This window comes from Clostridium sp. AF22-10, from assembly GCF_003478725.1.
Classification (GTDB): domain Bacteria; phylum Bacillota; class Clostridia; order Lachnospirales; family Lachnospiraceae; genus Otoolea; species Otoolea fessa.
In genome coordinates this window covers 1-22,173 of sequence record NZ_QUFZ01000024.1, presented here as the reverse complement: position 1 = coordinate 22,173, position 22,173 = coordinate 1, and the positions used below count along the sequence as shown (strand labels likewise).

The 22,173-nt window shown below is 49.7% G+C and carries 18 protein-coding genes and 1 pseudogene; 5 read left to right on the top strand and 14 right to left on the bottom strand.

The window, feature by feature from the left end:
• Positions 1-416 precede the first annotated feature (416 nt).
• From DWX91_RS13760 to DWX91_RS13720, 12 genes and pseudogenes are all read right to left on the bottom strand, one after another.
• Positions 417-1,331, bottom strand: a complete 915-nt coding sequence (locus DWX91_RS13760; protein ID WP_182435087.1) for an AEC family transporter — start codon at positions 1,329-1,331, stop codon at positions 417-419.
• A gap of 28 nt (positions 1,332-1,359) precedes the next feature.
• Entirely contained in the window at positions 1,360-2,178 is an 819-nt protein-coding gene (locus tag DWX91_RS13755) for a hypothetical protein (protein ID WP_412693921.1), read from the bottom strand.
• Positions 2,175-3,056: an LCP family protein gene (locus tag DWX91_RS18260; RefSeq protein WP_412693920.1), complete on the bottom strand. Its 882-nt coding sequence runs from the start codon at positions 3,054-3,056 to the stop codon at positions 2,175-2,177. The genes DWX91_RS13755 and DWX91_RS18260 overlap by 4 nt, the downstream gene beginning before the upstream one ends.
• Positions 3,057-3,069: 13 nt before the next feature.
• Positions 3,070-4,491, bottom strand: a complete 1,422-nt coding sequence (locus tag DWX91_RS13750) for an undecaprenyl-phosphate glucose phosphotransferase (protein ID WP_118472950.1) — start codon at positions 4,489-4,491, stop codon at positions 3,070-3,072.
• A 21-nt stretch (positions 4,492-4,512) separates the two neighbouring features.
• On the bottom strand, positions 4,513-6,099 hold the full coding sequence (locus DWX91_RS13745) for an LCP family protein (RefSeq protein ID WP_243015342.1): 1,587 nt from the start codon (positions 6,097-6,099) through the stop codon (positions 4,513-4,515).
• Complete coding sequence (locus DWX91_RS17620) at positions 6,096-6,377, bottom strand: hypothetical protein (RefSeq protein WP_243024562.1); 282 nt, start codon at positions 6,375-6,377, stop codon at positions 6,096-6,098. Before DWX91_RS17620 ends, DWX91_RS13745 begins: the two co-directional genes overlap by 4 nt.
• 159 nt (positions 6,378-6,536) lie before the next feature.
• Positions 6,537-7,109, bottom strand: a complete 573-nt coding sequence (locus DWX91_RS18255) for a glycosyltransferase (RefSeq protein WP_412693922.1) — start codon at positions 7,107-7,109, stop codon at positions 6,537-6,539.
• On the bottom strand, positions 7,013-7,534 hold the full coding sequence (locus tag DWX91_RS18250) for a glycosyltransferase family 2 protein (protein WP_412693919.1): 522 nt from the start codon (positions 7,532-7,534) through the stop codon (positions 7,013-7,015). The genes DWX91_RS18255 and DWX91_RS18250 overlap by 97 nt, the downstream gene beginning before the upstream one ends.
• A gap of 6 nt (positions 7,535-7,540) precedes the next feature.
• Positions 7,541-9,727 carry a glycosyltransferase family 2 protein gene (locus DWX91_RS13735; protein ID WP_118469407.1) on the bottom strand — a complete coding sequence of 729 codons (2,187 nt, stop codon included), beginning with the start codon at positions 9,725-9,727 and terminating at the stop codon, positions 7,541-7,543.
• Positions 9,717-10,690: pseudogene (locus DWX91_RS13730) on the bottom strand (glycosyltransferase family 2 protein). Before DWX91_RS13730 ends, DWX91_RS13735 begins: the two are co-directional and overlap by 11 nt.
• A gap of 250 nt (positions 10,691-10,940) precedes the next feature.
• Entirely contained in the window at positions 10,941-11,876 is a 936-nt protein-coding gene (locus tag DWX91_RS13725) for an NAD-dependent epimerase/dehydratase family protein (protein ID WP_118539241.1), read from the bottom strand.
• Between the two features lie 16 nt (positions 11,877-11,892).
• The gene (locus DWX91_RS13720; protein ID WP_118539239.1) at positions 11,893-13,824 is read right to left on the bottom strand and encodes a thiamine pyrophosphate-binding protein; all 1,932 of its coding nucleotides are present in this window, start codon (positions 13,822-13,824) and stop codon (positions 11,893-11,895) included.
• A 236-nt stretch (positions 13,825-14,060) separates the two neighbouring features.
• On the opposite strand from DWX91_RS13720, the gene DWX91_RS13715 reads away from it, so the two are divergent.
• From DWX91_RS13715 to DWX91_RS13695, 5 genes are all read left to right on the top strand, one after another.
• On the top strand, positions 14,061-14,867 hold the full coding sequence (locus DWX91_RS13715; RefSeq protein WP_118472955.1) for a 3-deoxy-manno-octulosonate cytidylyltransferase: 807 nt from the start codon (positions 14,061-14,063) through the stop codon (positions 14,865-14,867).
• A complete protein-coding gene (locus DWX91_RS13710) occupies positions 14,864-15,562 on the top strand; it encodes an HAD hydrolase-like protein (RefSeq protein ID WP_243099065.1) in 699 nt (232 codons plus the stop codon). The genes DWX91_RS13715 and DWX91_RS13710 overlap by 4 nt, the downstream gene beginning before the upstream one ends.
• Complete coding sequence (locus DWX91_RS13705) at positions 15,559-17,169, top strand: aldolase catalytic domain-containing protein (RefSeq protein ID WP_022359156.1); 1,611 nt, start codon at positions 15,559-15,561, stop codon at positions 17,167-17,169. Before DWX91_RS13710 ends, DWX91_RS13705 begins: the two co-directional genes overlap by 4 nt.
• A gap of 171 nt (positions 17,170-17,340) precedes the next feature.
• Entirely contained in the window at positions 17,341-18,720 is a 1,380-nt protein-coding gene (locus DWX91_RS13700) for a cell wall-binding protein (protein ID WP_118472958.1), read from the top strand.
• A 223-nt stretch (positions 18,721-18,943) separates the two neighbouring features.
• Complete coding sequence (locus DWX91_RS13695; protein WP_118472959.1) at positions 18,944-19,483, top strand: hypothetical protein; 540 nt, start codon at positions 18,944-18,946, stop codon at positions 19,481-19,483.
• Between the two features lie 154 nt (positions 19,484-19,637).
• On the opposite strand, the gene DWX91_RS16710 is transcribed toward DWX91_RS13695, so the two are convergent.
• The gene (locus DWX91_RS16710; RefSeq protein WP_182427968.1) at positions 19,638-19,793 is read right to left on the bottom strand and encodes a hypothetical protein; all 156 of its coding nucleotides are present in this window, start codon (positions 19,791-19,793) and stop codon (positions 19,638-19,640) included.
• 269 nt (positions 19,794-20,062) lie between these two features.
• On the bottom strand, positions 20,063-21,718 hold the full coding sequence (locus tag DWX91_RS13690; RefSeq protein WP_118472960.1) for an O-antigen ligase family protein: 1,656 nt from the start codon (positions 21,716-21,718) through the stop codon (positions 20,063-20,065).
• Positions 21,719-22,173: the final 455 nt, after the last annotated feature.

Sequence of the window (22,173 nt, the reverse complement as noted above, 5' to 3'; positions counted from 1 at the left end):
ATAAAATATGATATACTTCGTACATGGGAAAAACCAGAGAGCCAGGCGGCTTACCCTCTGTTATCGGAGGGTTGCTAGATTTCAGCAAAGCTTGTTTATCAAAGACTGGAACGAGGCACAAATCTAACCCTCCAGACGAAAGAAAGGAGGGCATTGCCAATGTATGTTACATACTCTGATTTGATTCAGATTGGAATATTCATTTGCGCCCTTGTTGGATTGTGTTATACAATTTTCAAGGGAAAACGAAAATAGCCGCCATTACTGCAATAATGACGGCTGTTAATAAAACAGTTGTTTAATTTATTCAGGTAAGCCGCTCCTCTGGCTTTTCCTTTTTTCTATCCCTAATATAACATATCTTTTCATCCAATGCAAGCGAAACCCCCTTTATAGAAATACGAACTCATAAGGGATTACCGCTGCAGCACCATACACCAAACCGGTGCCGACACCATCGAAAGCAGCGTCGTAAATACCACGCACTTCGTCGCAAAGACTTCATCCCCGCCATATTTCGCGGCAAGAATCGCCGTCGTGCTTGCTGCCGGCATCGCTGCCAGCACCACGGAAATCCCCATCACCAGCGTGTCGATATGGAACAGCAGACAGCCGGCCCACACAAACGCCGGGATCAGGATCAGGCGCACGGCGGCATAGTAGCAGCTGAGCGGCGTGATCATCGTCTTCATATCTGCCTCCGCCAGAACGGTTCCGACGAAAATCATGGAGACTGCCGTGTTTGCCTTGTTCAAGCTATGTACCGTATCTCCCAGGAATCCCGGAATCTGCATCTGTAAAAGCATCAGCACAAAGCCGATGAATACGGAGACAATACACGGATGCGTGCATATCTTTTTAATCAGCGTCCTCCGATCCGGCGCCTTCGTAAAATACGTCATTCCCAGAGACCACATCGCAGTTCTCTGCGGAATCAGGTAAAAAGAGGCGTAGAAAAGCCCCATCGAGCCGAAAATGCCCTCCGCCACCGGATTTCCCAGAATCCCGGCATTGGACGCCATCGTCGCGTATTTGAGGACCTTCTTCTTTTCCTCTCCCACACCCGGATACAGTACCATATTTAAGATATAACAAGCCACCTGAACCATACACGAGACGAGCAGCGCCTGTGCGCTGCTCTTTAAGATATCCATGCTCAGTTCTACTTCAAATGACTCGATGATACTGCAGGGAAGTGTCACAAAGATGACCAGATCCGCAATGACCCTTTTTCCCTCATCCGTGATAATTCCCTTCTTCTTTAAGAATGCACCCAGAATCATCAGGGAAAATAACATTCCCTGCATCCGGTACAAACCATCTAAATTCAACGCATTTCCTCCGTTTCACACTCTCTCATCACTCAATGATGATTCCCGCATCCGTCTTACTTCCCGGTGCACTGCTTCCATTCGGGGAACCGCTGCCGGAAGGTTTTTCTCTGCCATTCTCCGTGCCGGTGCCAGAATTTCCGCCCGGAAATGCCGGCGAAGAACCGCCAGACTCTGCCTCACTGCTCTCCCGCGCATTTTCCTTTGATGCATGCGTACCGTCCGGACGGCTTTCCTGCTCAGAAACGTCATTCTCCTGTGTTTCCGAAGCATTACCGGTCTCTTTCTCCGACTCGTCGCTGCCGCTCCCGGCTTCCTGGCTTTCGTCCGCGCCGCTCTCCTGCGTCGGATCCAGGATGGAAATTGTCGTCGCCTCGGTCGTCTTCGGCAATGCCTTCGTTTCTGCCTGTTTCGTGCCATGAACGCCTGTATCTGATACAATTTTCTGACTGATCGTCCGGACCGTCTCAGTCGGCGTGTATTCCTCATCGCCAAACAGGAAATGATGCAGCTCGATGACATTGCTCTCCAGCGTCTGCGGGATGACGCAGGCACCCTTGCGTCCCATCTTCTTTTCCCTCAGCTCCGACGGAAAACCGGTCGTCTCGGTCAGATGGTAACGCGTAATATTTCGTCCTATCTTCAACAGATCATTGATCTCGATGCTGGTCGCCACCTGTGGAAATACCGTCTGCACAATATTGTTGATCGTCGCCCAATCTGCTTTTTTCATCTTCTCAAACGCGAGGGAAATAACCTTTCTCTGCCGTTCGGTACGGGCATAGTCCGTATCCATCAGACGGAGACGCCCATATGCAACCGCCTGCACACCGTCCAGATGGTTCATGCCCGCTGATTTAAGCTGGGTCGAAGCGACGCCGGTCGCTTGACCGTCTCAGAAATGAACGCATTGATATAATAAAACTCTGATTTCGTGATCTCCACGTCAATGCCGCCCAGAATGTTGATCGCATCTGCAACGGCTTTCCAGTTAAAGGTCGCATAATCGTCAATATCGATATCCAGGTTCCTATTGAGCGCCTTGACAACCTGCTCCGGTCCGCCCTGCATATAAGCGGCGTTGATTTTGTTGTAGGTATTCTTGTCGCTGATATTTAAATATGAATCCCGGTACACCGAAACCAGACGTATCTCACCGGTTCCCTGATCGATGTTGCAGAGAATATTGACATCCGAGTTGTTGCCCTTTCCGACCGATGAGTTACGGCTATCCACACCGAAAACCGCGATCGTCCAGTAACCGCTCATCTGCTCCTGCTTCTCCTCCGAAATCTCGACGTTTTTGATCTCATCCGGGTTCCACGGAAGCCGCTGCATCAGATCCAGACGGCTGCTGATATACGAATATCCCGCAAAGCAGAGAATCCCGATCAGCACTGCAATCTCCAGAAGAATAAACCATATCTTCCGCTTCTTTTTCCGGCGCGCTTTCAATTTAACCGGGTCGGCGTAAATATCCGACCGGTTCATGGTCCGGGTTTTCTCCTGATTCCGGCTCTCCCGGCTGCTGCCAGGCTGCGTCTGTCCCCTCTTTGCCGCTTTCTGACCACTTCGGCTTCTATCTCCGCTCCGGTGGGATCCGTCCTCCCGGCGTTCCGTAAATGAATCCGTGATCAGTGTCAGACCATCGTCTTCCATCTCCGACGGTTTTGCCCGTCGGCTCCGGCGGTGTCCTGACCTATCTCTTTCTTCTTCATATCCCATGTGGTTTTCCTCATCAATACGCGTTTTTATTTATAAAGCCCTTAAAAACCGTCAAAAACATGATTTTAAAATCAAATCCCAGCGTCCAGTTCTCGATGTAATACAGATCATGCTCAATTCTCTTCGTGATCGAGGTATCGCCCCGGTAACCATTGACCTGTGCCCATCCGGTCATTCCCGGACGCACCTGGTGTTTGATCATATAACGCGGAATCTCTTCCTTGAATTTTTCAACGAAAAACGGGCGTTCCGGGCGCGGTCCAACCAGGCTCATATCGCCCTTCAGAACATTAAACAGCTGCGGAAGCTCGTCAATGCTCGTCTTACGGATAAATCTTCCAATCGGAGTCACACGCGGGTCTCCCGGCGTCGTCCACTGGCTTTTCTCCTTTGCCGCCGACTGTACCGCCATCGAGCGGAACTTATACATCTTAAACGGCTTATTGTGAAGTCCCACTCGCTCCTGACAGAAAATGACCGGTCCCGGCGAAGTCGCCTTTATAAGAATCGCCGTCACCAGCATCACCGGTGAAAACAGGATGAGCGCCATCATGCCGCCGACCAGATCCATCGTCCGCTTCATCGTTGCGTTGAGCAGATTCGTGAGCGGCACATGGCGGATGTGGATCACCGGAAGTCCCTGCAGATCCTCCATAAACGGACGGGTCGGGATAAAGTTATAATAATCCGGGATAAATTTCGTATGCACACCCGATTTTTCACAGCCTGCCACGATTTTTTCCAGTTTTCCATACTCCTGGATGCTCAGGGTGATCGCGATCTCATCCAGCGTATTGAGCGCCAGAATCGTATCCAGATCGTCAATTTTGCCGATCACGCGCACTCCCTTATATTCTTTGCCCCACTCCTCATGGTCATCCAGAATACCGCGGATTTTATAGCCCCACTCCGGGTTGACATTCACACGGTCAATAAATCCTTCCGCTGCCCGGCTGTAACCGACCAGAAGCAGATGCTTCTGGTTATATCCCTTCGACCGCATCGACCGGAGCGCTATCCGCAGGATATTCCGCATCAGAATCTCAGCAAAGAGATTGATGCCAAAAAACAAAAATACCATCGGACGGGAGAAGTTGTGGAAATACTCATTTTTACCGCCCAGGTAAAGAATCAGTGAGATCACCAAAAGACCGATGATGTTCGCCTTAAAAATATTGGCTAACTCCACCCGTCTTCCCTGAACCCGTTTGGGCGTGTAAAGATGTAAAAATGCGTATAAAATCAAATAAAACGGTACAATAAGAACGCCAGCCGCCAGATAGACAACTGCCATTGCGCTCTTATTATGCCCTGTTACATTAAACCACGGCGTTCCATTGACGATAAACCACGCAAGTGCGTAGGCGCATGCGATGACACATGCGTCCAGCACTACGTGGAAATGATTCAGCCGTTTCTGGTTATCTTTTATCATAGTATATCACCTGAATTCGGATTAAGCTCCCGGTCCTGCCGGACCGCCAGGACCTGCTGCATCGCTGTTTCCGGAATTCCCCGGATCCTGAATCTCTGTGACCGGGCTTTTCACACCGGAATTATCTGATGCACCCGGAGAAGTCTTTTCACTGGATGCCGCTGTCTCTGCCGCTGTCGTGGTTGTAGATCCCGGTTTTGCAACGGAAGACTTCGTCTCCGATGTGCTGCCTGGTCCGGATAAAGAATCATCCGCCTCGGTTGTCTTATCCGTATGATTTTTCTTGCCGGGAGTCGTCGTTGTTCCTGGTCCCTTACTGCTGTTGCTCTTCGACTCTTCTTCCTCCCAGTCAATCCAGTCTTCATCCGGATCAAAGATCTCGTCCAATCCGATCGAGCTCTCGCTCTCGCCCTTCTTGGTCTCATCCCCGCTCTCGTCATCCGACTCGTCCGAAGCACTCGTCGATGACTTCTTAGCGGCATCCTTCGCCGCTGCCTGCGCGGCAATCCGGCTCGCCCGTTTCTTGATAAACGTCTGGGCGCTGACACCCTGATCGACCGGAACATGACCAATCAGCTTCGCATTCGTCGTAAGCCCCGTTACCTGCGCGATATGGCTGCTGTACTCCTTAACATTAGACGGAACCTGATAATCTTCCTCATCAAACAGGAACTTATGAAGCTCTTTTACGTTGTACTCCAGTGTCTGCGGGATAACGCAGTCACCGATCTTTCCAACATCCTGCTCACCTCTGGCTGCCGGGAATCCCGCGGTCTCACCAATATGGAACTTCGCGATATTGCGTGCCAGCGGAATCAAATCCGTAATATCAACATTGGTCGCAAGCTGCGGCATGATCGTCTGAATCAGACAGTTGAGTGTCGCCCAGTCTGCATTTTTTGCCTTATCAAAGGCTTTCTGAAGAATAATTCTCTGACGCTCGGTACGCGCATAGTCCGTATCTGAATAACGGATACGTCCGTATGCAACTGCCTGGATACCATCCAGATGTACATTGCCCGCATGGGTCAGCTGATGAGAACCGATACCAGTCTCCTTTACGGTCTCCGTGATGAAGGCATTGATCCAGGAGAACTCTGCATCACTCAGCTCGACATCTACACCGCCCAGAATGTTGATGGCATCCGCAACCGCTTTCCAGTTGAACGTCGCATACTGGGTAATGTTAAGACCCAGGTTCTTATTCAGCGCCTTAACTGCCTGCTCCGGACCGCCCTGTGCGTAAGCGGCGTTGATCTTATTATAAGAGTTTTTATCGTTGATATTCAGATAACTGTCCCGGAATACCGATACAAGGCGGATCTCACCCGTCTCCAGATTGATATTGGCAATCATGTTGACATCCGCGTTCGTACCTTTTCCGACATTCATCTGCCCGTGCTCACTTCGCGAATCGACACCGAAGCACGCCACGGTCATGTAGCCCTTCATATCATCGATCTGTTCCTGGGACAGGTTGACGTTCTTAACCTGGTCCTCGTTAAAATCAATCTTCTGCATAGAACCGAAGGTTCTGTGATACATATACCAGAACGCACCGCCCAGAATCATCAATATAATCACGACAATCTCCGCCGCAATGATCATATGCTTTCTGTGGCGTGCCGATTTACGGTAATGGCTGCCGCGGCGTCCCGAACTCTTTTTTCCACTTCCAGCGCTCTTAGGACCGCTGTAGCCGGAACGTACTGAACCGCTGCCCGCCTCACCTTTTCTCTGGCTATTTTCGACTGTACTGCTGACTCTTCTGCGGCTGGTGCCGGAAGCAGAACTGCCGCGCGAAGAATACCCTGCCTGACTGGCACGGCTGCTTCTGCCCTCGCGGCGCGCCTCATGCGCTCCAGCTCATCATCCTCATAATTCATAAGCTACCTCATCTTTCACTTGCTTGCTGCCGCTCAGACATTGTCTGATAAGCAGCCTTTCTCCGTGTTGCATCTGCTAAACCATGACCGTTCACACATCGCGCAAACTCTAAGTTACTGTCCACACATACGCGCCCAGTAACAACTCTAACCTTTTCCTCACGATTTATCAGATGCTGCTTTTTTCTCGATCTGTCTCACAGCAAATTCATAGACATAGAGAAATGTCCCAGCTAAAAGTTCCAGCTCTATCGCCAGATAATTTTTAAGCCGTTCCGGGCGGTACGCCACTTTTTTACACTTCTTTGCCGTCCGTATGCCTTCTTTCAGACCTTCCAGATAATCTTTTCCAAACCCGAGTTTCCTGAAAAATGAATATTTCACGAAAATCCCCGCTGCGATCGGAATCGCATTTATGATAAGCTGTAAGCACGGCATATTTTTATAATTCAGATACACATTGTTGCGTGCCGCCAGCTTAACCTTGAATGAATTGTACTTGGAACCGCTGGTTCCGCTTCCGACGTGCCATACCAGCGCCGCCGGGCAGTATATATTGTCATAACCCGCAATCCGGGCTCTATAGCCCACATCAATATCTTCCAGATAGGCAAAATGCATCTCATCGAAATAGCCTATCTCCTCAAATACCTCTCTCCTGTAGATCGCTGCGCCCGCGCACGCCGAGAATACCCGGCTTGAACGGCGGTAATGCGTAAGTTCCCGTCCCACGCCGCGCTGGTACGCCCAGCCAAGCAGGGAATACATATCGCCTGCATCATCCAGCCTGTCTGATGGTACATCTGGATCATCCGGCTGCTGACGGAAAAGATGCGCTCCGACTGACCGATCGCACGCACCATCTCCGCCACGAAATACTCGTCCACCCGGACGTCATTATTTAAAAGCAGCACATACGGTGTGTCTGCCGCCTTGATTCCGACGTTGACTGCACCGGAAAATCCCGTGTTTTCCGGCAGGAAAATCGTATCGATCTGATGTTCCTTCAGCCACTCCACGCTTCCGTCCGTCGAACCATTGTCCACCACCAGCGTCCGGAAATTCGGATACGTCTGTGCATTCAGTGAACGGATGCATTCGTCCATAAATTTCAACCCATTATAATTGGGAATAATAATTGTCGTTGTAATCTCCATCCCGGGTTATACCTCCAGATGATACGGTTCTCCGATTTTCTCTTTTTTCAGATCCCTGAGGGCGAAATTGGACTTCCGCAGCGTCAGGTTCGGATTGTAGTAAGGATCTCCATCTTTAAGGATCTCCGGCCAGCGCTCCGAGAAAATCTTGATCTCCCTGTTAAAACGTGCCACTTTCTCCGGCGTATCCTCCAGTCCTCTTGACTTCGACTCATAATGATACAGCAATGCGTACGGATTGTAAACCACTAAATGATTTGATGCCCGCACTTTCATGCAATAATCGATATCGTTAAATGCGACCGCCAGCTTCTCCGTAAAGCCGCCGACCTCATCAAAGAGCGCTTTCTTTGTCATCAGGCACGCCGCCGTCACAGCGCTGTAATCCTGTGTACTCATCGCACGGTGGAAATAGCTGTTTTCCGCCTTATGAAGCCCGATAAACGTATGCCCTGCGATGCCGCCGAAACCAACCACGACGCCCGCATGCTGGATCGTATCATCCTGATAGAGCAGTCTCGCGCCAACTGCGCCGACGTCCTCACGCTGGCACAGTCCCAGCATCTCCTCGATGAAATTCTCCGCAATCAGCTCGGTATCATTATTTAAAAACAGCAGATATTCGCCCTTTGCGAAGGTCACGCCGAAGTTGTTGATCGCCGAATAGTTAAACTCGCGCTCCCAGGTTACCACATGGACATTGGAAAATTCCTTCTGAATCTTTTCATAGTATTCAAAGGTTTCCTTCTCCGTGCTGTTGTTCTCTACAATGATAAACTCAACATTGCGGTACGTTGCCCGCGTCTCAATCGCCCGCAGGCATAGATCCAGATCCGTATGGTGATCCTTGTTCGGAATGATGATCGATACCAGCGGTTCCCCCTGAATTTTATATACAGAGTGATAAATGCCGTAGTCCACACCTTTTTCCACGCGCTCCGCCTCGATACCGACGCGTTTATAATGATCCATGATCGCGCGCGCACCCGCATCAAATGCGTACAGCTTGCTCTCCGGGTTGCTCGCTGTCGAATCCTTGTGGCAGCGCCAGTGATACAGCACCTTCGGGATATGGCGGATCTCCTTCGCCTTCTCCGTACAACGGAAAATAAAGTCATAATCCTGCGCTCCGTCGTATTCCTGACGGAAGCCGCCCACCTGCGCTGCCAGATCGTGGCTGACGACAAACAGATGGCAGATATAGTTGACGCTGCAGAGCAGATCGATATTGAAATCCGGCTTAAAATGCGGATCAAACAAAGCGCCGCCGTCCATATCCAGCTTATCCTCATCCGAATAGAAGCAGTCGCATCCCGGATGTTCCTGTAACAGTTTCGCACACTCATAGAGAGCATTCGGTGTCAGCTTATCGTCATGGTCCGCCAGCACAATATAATCGCCGGTCGCCATATCCATTGCTGCATTCGTATTGCCGGAAATGCCCTTATTTTCGCCTAAAATTACGTATTTAAAGCGGCTGTCCTTCTTCGCATACTGCTCCAGCACCCGCTCGCAGCTTTGTCCTGCCGGACTGCCGTCCGCCACGCAGACCTCCCAGTTTGCGTATGTCTGTTCCGCGATCGAATCCAGCATTTCCCGCAGAAATCGCTCCGGTGTCTTAAATGCCGGAATCACGATCGAGAATTTAACCGGCGCGTCAAACACCTTTTTCCTCTGCTCCTCCAGCTCCTCCGCCGTCGGCTTCGTCAGTGAATACCACTCGCCGTAATCGTAGTCATTGTCAATTCCCTGCAGTTTGTGCTTGGATTTTACCAGCAAGGCTTTCAGACCATTTTCCTTCCAGAAATCCAGACAGACCCGCACAGTCTCCATGTTCATCAGATCGCGGATCTTCTGCATCCGCTTGTGCGCCACACTGCTGCGCTTGCGGATCAGTTCTTCATTGTATTTAATGCGGATTTTGCGTCCCTCGCCTTTTGCGATCAGATAATAATCTTTTCCGCGCTCATACGGGAACTGGATATCAAATCCAAGCTCTTTTTCTACCGTTCGCCCAAAATAAATCTGGCTGACGTCGTCGCGGCGGGTCGCCACATACTGAAACCGGATCGGCTGATGTGCCCCATCTTCAACCTGATAGGTGATCTCCGTCTCCGGCGTCTTTCCGATCGCCCAGCCATTGAGCTGAATCGAATTTTCACGAATCCGAACTACATCGACATTACATTTCATGCTGTTTGCCCCCAACTTTTTTCACCGGTGTATCAAAATTCAGCCGCTCTTCCTCCACTACCAGCGGACGCTTCATGACTCTCGAATTGATCGATAAAATATACTCTCCCACCAGACCAATGAAAAAGATTTGAACCGACCCTAAAAAGCACATTCCAATCAGAACCGGCGCCATACCAGCCGGAAAATCATACCAGTGAAGCAGTTTCATCACCAGATATACAATCGCCACGATCATACTGATCGCCGCGCAGATACTTCCAAAGATCGTCGCCAGGCGCAGACCGACCTCGTATAGGAGGTCACACTGAGCATCGCGGCATCGTAGAGCCGGTAAAAATTGTTGTGTGTCTTGCCTGCGCGGCGCTGCGGCTGGATATATGGGATCTCCTTGCGCTTATAACCAAGCTCCGCCACGATTCCGCGCAGAAACGGCGTCGGATCGTCAAGCTCCCGCAGAATCTCAATAAAATCGCGGTCATACAGACCCGAACCGGTAAAATGCTCAATCTGCTCGACATCGGAGAGTTTCTTTATCATCTTGTAATAGCAGCTCCTCAGCGCATACATGATCGGGTTTTCCTTGCTTCCCGTCTTGATGCCGATGACAATCTTGTAGCCATTTTCCCACTCATGGACATATTTCGGGATCATATCGACCGGATCCTGAAAATCTGCCACCATGCTGATCACACAGTCGCCGGTACACTGTAACATTCCATAATACGGGGAATTGAACTGTCCAAAGTTTTTGGCATTAAAAATTGCCTTGATCCGTGGATTCTCGCTGCAGATCTTCCGAAGAATCGGGCGCGTCTGGTCCGTCGAATCATTGTCGATAAAGACAAGCTCATAGTCATATTCCGGCAGATCGCGCTCCAGCGTCTCCACAACCGCCTCGCTGATCGGACCTACATTCTCTTCCTCGTTGTAGCAGGGAATTAATATACTGATTTTTTTCATACTTTTCTGATTCCTATTAATTGCTTTTTGTTTGAACTCTTCTGTTTCGTTCCACCAAATTTCGAACACAAAAAAAAGAGAAAGCCGCTTCGGCTATACTGCCTTTATTTTAAACGTCTTTCTCTCTTTTGACAACCTACAATTTTCTTAACGATTTTTGGCTGCTTCGCTATTTACTTGGCATAAACTGATAAAATATGTCCAAATATTTACCATTCTCTCCCGTCACTCTGCACAGAGGGCAGAAAAATCATTTCTGAAAAGCTAGAATTTTCTTCATTCCTTCTTCAAAATATACCTGTGGCTTCCAGCCAACCACCCGCTCCATCTTGCGGATATCCGGGATCAGATTGACGATTCCCTCTGCATTCGGCGGGCGGACGCCAAATTCCATGCTGCCCTGCCTGCCGCACAGCTCATAGACCGTCTCGACAAACCCGCGCAGCGGTCCTGTCTCATCCATCGGACCGCCCAGATTGTAGACACATCCGTGATCCGTGAGATTTCCCGCATATTCTGCCAGATCTGCCAGAGCGCGCCCCGCATCGTCAATATACATGAAGTTCCAGAGCTGCGTGCAGGCGGTCATCGTCATCTTCTCCCCTGCCCGGAAGGCCCGGACACAGGAGGAAAGAAGCGACCACGGATGATCGCCCGGTCCATACGTACTGAAAATCCGTGCATGCCCGTAATCCAGTCCCAGTTCCCGGCAGAGCACTTCCGCCTGCTGCCGGACTGCCAGTTTCGCGCGTCCATACGGGGAGGTCGGCTCGCAGACCGTCTCCTCGTCTGTCAGCTCGCTCTTGACGCCATACTCCGCCTGCGAACCTGTAAAGAGAAACCGCCGGCACCCGAGGTCTTTCGCCACGCGGACGGCATTCAGCGCGTCCTGCACGCTCTCCTCCTGGACTGACTCATTTTTCCGTGAATCACTCCCTGCACCGCGCCAGCCCATATGGAGAAACACATCGCATCCGCCCGGAATCCGTTCCGGCAGTTTCGAGAGATTCCCCAGATCCTCCTCCAAAATCGTGAGTCCCTGCGGAAATTTTCCATTTTCCCGCAGCAGATCCGCTTTCGTCGAATGCTCCCGCAGTACGGCGTATACCTGATGTCCGCGATGTAACAGCTCGCGCACCGCCCCCAGACCTACAAAGCTGGTGGCACCTGTGACAACTATCTTCATTCTATCGTTTCCTTTACTATTTTTTAATACGCGGAATCAGCATGATACGGTCCATCTCCTCGTCCGGCAGGAATGGGGACAGATCCTCCAGAGGCGGCGATACAAGCGTTCCGTCCGGCAGTCTCTTCGCCGCGGACTTTGGCTCAAAGTTCTGATCCAGCGTTACAAATACCTCGCAGATCACCGGGCCGTCCATCGCCAGCGTTTCTTCTACCTTCTCGCCCAGCTCCTTGTTTCCATGAATCGCTACATATGGGAATCCATACGCCCACGCCAGCTTTTCCATGCTCGGGAATCCAAGATCGCCGCTGTCCACGCCGATACCGATGAGCGGCTCGCCGAAGAAATTCTTCTGGGTCTGGCGGATGGAATGGTAACCGCCGTTATTGATAATGAAGATCTTGATCGGCATCCGGTGGCTGACAACTGTCTCAAGCTCCTGTAAATTCATCTGAATACTGCCGTCTCCGGTGATCAGGATAATATCCTGGCTGTGATCTGCCACGCACGCGCCGATCGATGCCGGAAGTCCGTAGCCCATCGAAGCGATGCCGGAGTTCGAGATAAATCTCTGTCCCTTTTTCACAATATTTGCGTGTCCACACACAACATTTGCAGATCCATTCCCCACAACCACGATCTGGTTCTCATTTAAACGGCGGCTCATCTCATACGCAAATGCATATACGTTTGCCTGCGTCTGCGTGCCGCCGTTCATGTGCTTCGGCAGAACCACCGGATAATCATGCTTCCAGCCCTGGCAGATACGCAGCCACTCTGCCTGCGCGTCCTTGTACTCCTGCGTCATCGAAGCCGCGCCGTCCGCTTTTCCTTCCTCCGAAAGAACCTCGTCCATCACGGTCAGAAGATCCTTCACATCCGCGTGAACCGGCATGTCCACATGCAGGGTCGGCTTTTTCAGCTCTTCGGCATCGATATCATTCACAATCACATACGCCTCGCGCGCCCAGGTAGTAAAACGGTAACCGACCTGACGGAAACTCAGACGGCTTCCGAGCGACAGCACCAGATCGCTGTTCTGGATCGCGAAGTTGCCCGGGCGATCGCCGACGTTGCCACCTTTTCCGATGTACAGCGGGTGTTCGTCATAGATACAGTCGATGCTGTCCGCGCCGGTCACAACCGGGATTCCCAGCTTTTCAACCACGCGCATGAAAACATCGTGCGCCGCGCCGATACGGATACCATTTCCGGCATTGATCACCGGACGTTTGGAGGTGCGGACTTTCTCGATGATCGCACGCGCCGTCTCCTTCGTCACACGTGCCGGAAGTTTTGCACGAAATTCACCTTTTCCGGCGGTATCCTCCGGGATCTCGGACGCGCTCTCTGCCGCCCAGCCGGTTCCGCCCGCCTCATAATCCTCCGGATCAAAGCCGATCAGATCGTCTGTCTCGATCATTGCCGCCTGCACATTCAGCGGAATATCCAGCCAGGTAGGACCCGGACGGCCGTTGTAAGCCAGATACAGGGCTTTTTCCACACAGAAGCGGATACGCATCGGATCGATCACCATCTCACAGTATTTTGTCATATTGGCAACCGATTTGGTGATATCATACTCCTGATCGCCCATCGCGCGCAGGTGAAGTCCCGTGCTGCGCGCTGTCGTGTCATAACGCACCTGTCCGGAAATGACAAACATCGGGATTGAATCCAGGAATCCGCCCGCAACGCCGTTCATCGCATTGATGCCGCCAGGTCCCGTCGTCACGCACACTGCCGCAATCTTGTTGTGGATGCGGGCATACGCCTCCGCTGCCATCGCACATGCCTGCTCATGATGATTGTAGAGGCAGTGAAGTCCTTCCTGATGCCCCAGCGCGTCATCCAGATGCATCGCGCCGCCGCCCGTGATCATAAACACATCCGTGATGCCGGATGCGAGAAGCTTTTCTGCTATATAATTAGAAAGTTTCTGTTTCATTTTGATTTCCTCCTGAAAATACCTTGTCAAGTGGTCATATTATACCACACATATTTCTTTTTTCATAGCCGACACGGCATTTTCCCAACTCCTTACATTTTTCTTATGCTATCTTGTATTTCTCCTATTTCTTTTCTATAATAAAGGTCGGCATCCGGTTCACATCGATATGCCTGAATCGTTACGGTTCAGTTTACTTTATGTAACTGCATTTTTATCATACAGAGGAACGTCTTATGAATCGATTAGCACAGAAAAAAAAGGTCTGCGCGCTGATTCCGGCGCGGCTTAATTCGGTTCGCTTTCCGGGAAAGGCATTGAAACAGATTGATGGGATTCCAATGGTTGTGCGGGTTCTCGCAGCGGCGCGGGACAGCGGTGTATTTGATGCCGTTTACGCTGCGACCGACAGCCCTGAGATTGCTGCTGTTTGCCAGACATATGGATTTGAGGCGGTTTTCACCTCCCATTCCCATCAGAATCCGACCTCCCGCATTCAGGAGGCGGTGACGATTCTGGAAGATTCCAAGTCTGCTTCTTCGCGGAAATTTGATTTTTATGCGATGATCGGCGGGGATGAACCGCTTCTGACACCGGAGATTCTGCAAAATTTTATGGAGCAGGCGCTTACTGTTATTACCTCAAAAGAGAATGTACAGCGTCCATTTCTCATCAATGCCATGGCAGATATCCCGAACGATGCCGAGACAGCCGATCCATCCAACATAAAAGTGGTCTGCCGCCCGGACGGCACAGGGCTTTACATTTCCCGTGCGCCAATTCCATTCCGCAAGGGGACGCTTGACAAACCTTCCCGGAAATTTGTGAGTATCGGGCTTTATACGCGGGAATCGCTTGATTTCTTCTGCCAGAGCAGACCGGGCATTCTGGAACAGATCGAGGGCGTGGATTTGCTGCGTTTCCTCGAATATGGGAAAACGATCCTATTTCTTCCCATCTGCGGATATACGCTTTCCGTAGACACCCCCGCCGACCTTGAAACAGTACAGGCGATTTTACACAGGAGGACTAGCACCCTATGAATAAGAAAACATACCGCGGCGTGATCTTCGACCTCGACGGCACGCTGCTCGATACATCCGAAGGCGTCTTTGCGAGCGTGCGACACACGGTAGAAGCACTTGGAAAACCTGCCCTCGACGAGGCGACACTCCGCACCTTTATCGGACCGCCCGTCAAGCTGTCGCTCATCCGCCTCTATGGACTGGACGAGGACGCCGCGAACCACGCAACCGAGATTTTCCGCACCCAGTACAAGGATCACGACCTGCTGAAAGCCGAGCCATACGCCGGTATCAAAGACCTGATCCGCGCACTCCGCGCACAGGGCTGCAAGATCGGGGTTGCCACCCTGAAACGTGAAGATTATGCGCTGACTCTGCTGGAGCATTACCATTTCACAGAACTCTGTGACTCCATCTGCGGCAGCGATTTTGCCAGCAAAATGACGAAGGCTGACGTTCTGCACAAGTGCTTAAAAGCTTTGGAGTTGTCTCCATCCGAGGCAGTTCTTATCGGTGATACCTCTTCCGACGGAAGGGTGCCAAAGAGGCAGCTGTCGATTTTATGGCAGTCACCTACGGCTTCGGACCAGATACCGCGGAGGCATGGCAGGAATATGCGCCGGTTTATACGGCAAAGGATACGCATGATATCGGGGCGTTTCTGGGAGTCAATTTTTAAAATTACAAACATAACAAGGGGACAAACATCATGAAACAAGTCAAATTACTCGACTGCACTCTCCGCGACGGCGGCTACGTCAACGACTGGGAGTTCGGTCACGACAATATTGTTACTATTTTTGAACGTCTGATCAGCGCGGGCGTGGACATTCTGGAAGTTGGTTTTCTGGATGACCGCCGCACTTTCGACCGCAACCGCACGATCATGCCGACAACCCAGTGTGCCGATCAGATTTTCGGCAAGCTGGACAAGGGAAATACGATGATCGTTGCCATGATCGACTACGGAACCTGCGATATTTCTAATTTAAGCCCGTGTTCAGAGTCCTACATCGACGGCATTCGCGTCATTTTCAAAAAACATGTGATGCATGAGGCGATCCAGTTCTGCCACGAAGTCAAAAAACTGGGCTACAAAGTGTTTGCACAGGCGGTTTCGATCACCAGTTACTCCGACCGTGAGCTTCTGGATCTGGTTGACCTTGTCAACGATCTGGAACCGTATGCGATGTCCCTTGTAGACACCTACGGTCTGCTGCATCAGGATAACCTGCTGCACTATTTCCAGCTCTTAAACTACAACTTAAAACCATCGATCGCGATCGGCTACCACTCCCACAATAACTTCCAGCTCGCATACTCAAACAGCATGGAAGTCTTACGCGAACCGGCAGACCGCACCGTTTTAGTTGATGCCACCCTGTACGGCATGGGAAAAAGCGCCGGAAATCTTCCGATCGAACTCATTTCCATGTACATGAACACTGTATTCGGACGCAATTTCAATGTCAGTCAGATGCTCGAGGCGATCGACATCAGCATCATGCCGTTCTTCCGCAAGAGCCCATGGGGATATAACCTGTTCTTCTATATTTCCGCCTCCAACAACTGCCATCCGAACTACGTCCGCTTCCTGATGGATAAGCACACCCTGTCGCTTAAATCCATCAATACGATTCTGGATGCGATTGAGCCGGAGAAAAAACTGCTCTACGACAAAGATTACATTGAAACACTGTACCGCAGGTATCAGAGCACAGAATGCAATGACGAAGCCGATATTCAGGCATTGAGTGCTTCCTGGAGCGATCGCCCGCTTCTGCTGCTCGGTCCGGGAAAGAATCTGGAACTGGAAAAGGAGGCAATTCTTTCCTATATTAAGGCGCACAATCCGATCACAATCTCCGTCAATTTTATCCCTGAGGGAATTCCAATCGATTATGCGTTCTTAAGTAATTCCAGGCGGTATGTCCAGCTCAACAACCGCCTGCTCGAGCACGCCGACGCCCAGGGACGCCCGGTGCGCGTCATCGCGACCTCAAACGTGACAAATGTCAAAGATACACATTTTGATTACACCTTAAACTATAATTCCCTGATCGACCAGAATGCAGAGATCATCGATAATTCCTTTGTCATGCTGCTGAACGTCCTGACCAAAACAAGCGTCCACCACGCCGCCTGCGCGGGATTCGACGGATATACGGTCGATGGAGACAACTATTATAATTCCGCGATGGACTACCGGATCGCGCGGGAAAAATCACAGAGTATTAACCAGTATGTGATAGATACGCTGGAGAGGCTGGCAGGAACGCTGACGCTGGAGTTCCTGACGGATTCGAAATACGTAAAATAAAAAATTATATTTTCATATAGAAAAAGGGGTGTTCCAGCTGGTTCACCCCTTTTTCCACATCTCTCCACCCTTTCCAGCAACGCACACTATCTTTTTACGCATAATCCCCGTATAATAAGCCCCGTAATGCAGCGATGGATTTTCGCATTTTCAAAAAGGAGAGATTATACCATGCGTAAGCAAACTAAAACTTTAGCTGTTTTATCCGCTGCGGCTTTGTTCGCGGCTGCTGCACCTATAATGACAAATACGGGAACTTACAGAGTTCTGGCGGCTCAGAGCGGCTGGACAGAGGAAGATGGTCGTCTTTATTACTACGATGAGGACGGCTATAAAGAGACAAACACATGGAAAAAGCGGAATGGCGACTGGTTTTATCTCGATGAGGAAGGCGAGATTGCTACCAATCAGAGAGTCGATGACTATTTCGTCAACGATGAGGGGCACATGGCAAAGAACCAATGGGTTTCGGCTGAAAATGAGATCAGCTATGACAGCCCGGATTCTCCGGACGGCGGCTCCTGGCTCTATTTTGGCAAGGACGGCAAGATTGTAACTGCCAAATGGATGAGCATCAACGGAAAAACCTACTATTTCGACGAGGACGGACTGATGCAGACCGGGCTTCTGGAGCTGGACGGACAGACCTACTACCTCGGCGAGGAGGATGACGGCGCCAGAAAAACCGGATGGATTCTGCTGGAAACCATCACGAAAGACACCGACGATGAAGATATCTGGTGCTATTTTGACACCGAAGGACGCATGATCGTAAACCAGATGGACCGCAAAATCGACAATGGCTACTACACTTTCATCGACGGCCAGATGCAGACAGGCTGGATCAATGTCGCGGAAGCTGGCTTTGTAAGCTCCAGCACACCTTCAAACGAAGCAGCAACAGCGGACAACTCTGCCACAGACACTGTCAGCTTAAACGATTTCCGCTATTACGATCCGGAAAATGGCGGACGCCGGGCAAGCGGCTGGTACACCATTGAAGGGGCACCGGGCATCAGCGAAGAAGAAGAGCCATTTTCCTTCTTCTTTAAAAACGGAACCGCTTACTTTGCCGAGAAGGATCTTGCTATTTTCACCATCAATTCCGAGCGCTACTGCTTCAACGAGCGCGGTGAAATGCAGACCGGACTTCAGAGCCTGAAACAGGCGGATGGCAGCTTCGCCTCCTACTACTTCGGCGACGACGGCGTGATGCGTACCGGCAAGCAGACCATTTACAATGATGATTTAGAAGAAAACCAGATCTGGTATTTCCAGACCAAAGGCTCTCTCAAAGGACAGGGCTACCATGGCGAGCGCGATAACCAGGTTTATGTAAACGGTCTTTTAAAGAAGGCGGATCCGGAACTCCGCTATGAGCCGGTTTCCATCAGTGAAAAACGCTACCTGGTAAACACCAGCGGCACCATCCAGAAAGCAACCTCTTCCTCCTCTTCCGCTTCCCGTCCGGAACTCGGAAAAGGGTTCAAGGATATCAAAGACAGCAATGATACTGTCTGGACAGTTGACACATCTGGAATCATCCAGTAGAATATAATATTGCATCCGTTCAAATACCGCAGGACACTTTTGTGACACCGCGGTATTTTTTCTAAAAGATGTCTTTTTTTATCGTTTTGAAATTTTTTTTGGAAATTTTTAAATTTTTTTCTAAAAACCAGTTATAATGTTCTCGATAAAACGTATTATAATAAGGGGAATATTTTCATTTTTCTCCTAATGACTCAACTCTTACTTCTACGGAGGCAACTCTATGCGTGGTTTAAATGTTTATTGCTGTCCAAACTGTGGACATTATGGATTCTTTCAGCTCGTTGCCAATGCGGTGTGTCCGCATTGCTCAATTGCCATGACTCCTCTTCCCATTCCGTATCAGGATTTCATGGACTTAGACTATCCACAGCGGCAGATCCTGATTTCCAGACACATGATTAATGCGGCGATCCCTTTGGATTCTAAAGCCAAACCGGCGAACAAGGCTAAGGCACCAGAGCAGACAAAGCCATCCGGCCGGAGCAAATCACTGGATGATGAAAAATCGTCGGTTCAAAATGCAGCACCCGATAACACCAAACTGATGACAGATCCTTCTGCAGCACCGGGTAAAACAAAATCGTCTTCCACTTCCTCGAAGATCCATCCGGATATTTCAAAAGATTCCGACAAGGAAACGCTCTATCAGGAAGTATTGGCTCTAAGAGAGAAAAACGAGCAGCTGGAGCAGACTGTCTCCTGGATGCATGATTTAATCTGGGAATTGACGCGCCGACTACATATTACACAGAGTAGATAAAAAATGCCGCATGATTCATTCTGGTTTGATAACATACCTTCTGAATCATGCGGCTTTCATATTCGATCTACTATTTAATTTTTGATTTGATTTTTCACCTGCTCCATCTGGTATAAATGAGCCTCTTCTTTTCCATCTTATCCAGGCTCTCCGCTTATCCCGCCTTCTCCGTCTTACAGAGTATGTAGTGGTCAATCATCCGGTTTAAGCTTTGATTCATCTGATCCAGAGTTTTAAATAACTCCCTCAGCTCACGCTTTAATTCTTCATTTTCCTGCTCTAAAACGACCAATTTTTTAGCTTCATCCATAAACTCTCCTCCTTTTGACTGCCTGTTCTTCCATTCAGATGACCACACTGCATAACGCAGCTCTGCCAGGCGATCATATCGTTTTTTCTTTTCATATTATTTATAAACCGATTTTAAGAAAAATAAAAGAGTCTATCGATCGCAAATTTCGACACGGGTTACTGTGCACACATTACTTTAAATTCTAAATCGACAAAGTTCGTCATTTCGGCTTTTCCGCCGAATCTGCTCGGATTTGCTGTCTATTTAATCCGTTCTGTCTATTTGAGCTATTCTGCCTGTTCTGCTTTCTCTCTTGTGAGTGCAAGCCCAATCGCCAGCATAGCCCACATAATCGGTGTCGCGATCGGGAGGTTGATATTAACAACTGCCTGTGCTCCATAGCAGAGCACCGCCAGAACAGGCGCCAGGATCCAGGCGCACTCTTTCCATTTTTTGCACATCTGCACGCAGGTGCCGCCCAGAAACGCAAGATAAGATACAAGCGCAAGCGGTCCCATTGTAACAAGGTACTGGAAATATTCGTTGTGGGCGCTCTCATAGAAAACTCCATACCGATCCAGCGCATCCTGCCTGAAATCCCAAGTCAGAATTCCATATGTGTCTGGTCCAAAACCAAACAACTGATGCAGGAACGGCAGCTCGCGATAGGACTGCCAGCCAATTCTCCAGCAATATCCCCGGTTCGTCCCCCAGTCATCATCAAAAACAAGATACTGGGACAACGCGCTGTACCGTTCCGCATGTCCTCCCAGATTTGCATCATAGAGGACAAATGCCACTGCCAGGCATCCAAGAATCAAAACGGCACACCAGCCACGCCAAATCCATCGTCCCGGTTTGCTCTCTGGATTCGTCTGTTCCATCTTCCGTTTCCAAACACAGAGAATCCCCGCCAGAATCCAGAATAAAACGACGATTCCCTCCAGATAACGATAGCGCACCAACACGCCAAACACACCGCCCAGACCGATGACCTGATCGGCATATACTTTATTGACCGTATCTACTGCCTTGATCACGGTCATAAACGTAGCCGCCAGAATACCATAATCTGCGATGCCCCGCCATGTCGTAAATAAAAACAGCGGCATCACCGCAAACAGCATTCCAAGTGATAAATATGCATTATCACTCTGTCCGGTAATCAATGCAAAAAAGGCCAGCGCCGAAACCAGATAATACCAGATACGGCGTCCCACTTTTCTCTCACTTACAAAACAGCCGCAGGCAACCGCCATCGTAAGCGCCACAAACGCCGTATACGTGTTGATATTTCCCAATGTAGATACAAACAGGTTTCCCTGTTCATTGCTCACGCCCTTTTTCCATCCCAATAAATCCATCTGGAAATAATCTGTGATTCCAAACAGGCAGACCAGAACGGACGATGCCAAAAACACATCCAGGTACCATTTTCTCATCCGACCATACTTGCTGCTCACAATCGTTCCCAGCACATACAGCGTAATCAAAAAAAATCCGCTGAATCGTCCTTCATTGCCCCAGAACGACTCATACACATAATCCGACAGCACCGTCGATATCAGTGCCAGTCCCCAGAAAACTGCCAGTGCCTTATAGGCAAATGGCTGCTTTTTTAATTCAGACGGTCGAAACGCGCAAAAAAAATGCCGCACATGCGCCCCGCCAAACCGCTTTAAGTCCATGCACGCAAATACTATCGCTGCGATCAGGCATGACGCCAGCATCGCAACCGTGCTGAGCCAGTAAAACTGATATTTCGATACCAGAATATCATAATAATAATTATGGAAATATAGCGGAAATGCCCCAAACACCACACACAGATACACCGACACAATCCATGAAAAAACCTTTCGTACTTTTCCTTCCCATGCCTGCTCTGCCAAAATGGATGCAGCCGGAGCTCCCTGCTCTCTTGCAATCTCTGTCTGTTCCATCACATTCTTCTCCTTTTCTTATTCGTAAAACCAGAGAAACGGCTTGTATCAGTATAGCATTTCGTTTTGTGGATAGCAAGGAAGGAAATCTTAAATTTCCCCTATTATCTCGTTACTGTTCACGCATACGTGCCCAGTAACGGAATTTGCCGTGGCTTCGCATTTAAATACGGCAAATTCCTGCTGCCACCACGTTTTCTTACGGCACTTTCGGTTCCAAAAGTGCCTACCTGTGAACAGTAACATTATCTCTCCCTTTTTTTGCAACTTGCGATACTTTTCCATATCCGAAGTATAATGACCTGGTAATGCAGTTAGGATTTCGAGAAAATTATTTCAAAAAGTAAAAGGAGCTTCCTGTATAATAAAAAGCGTAGACGTTGAAAATTGAAAATACCTCAGAGTACAATAAGACTACTGACTGGCAGGTTAGTAAAAATCTTATTATACAGAGA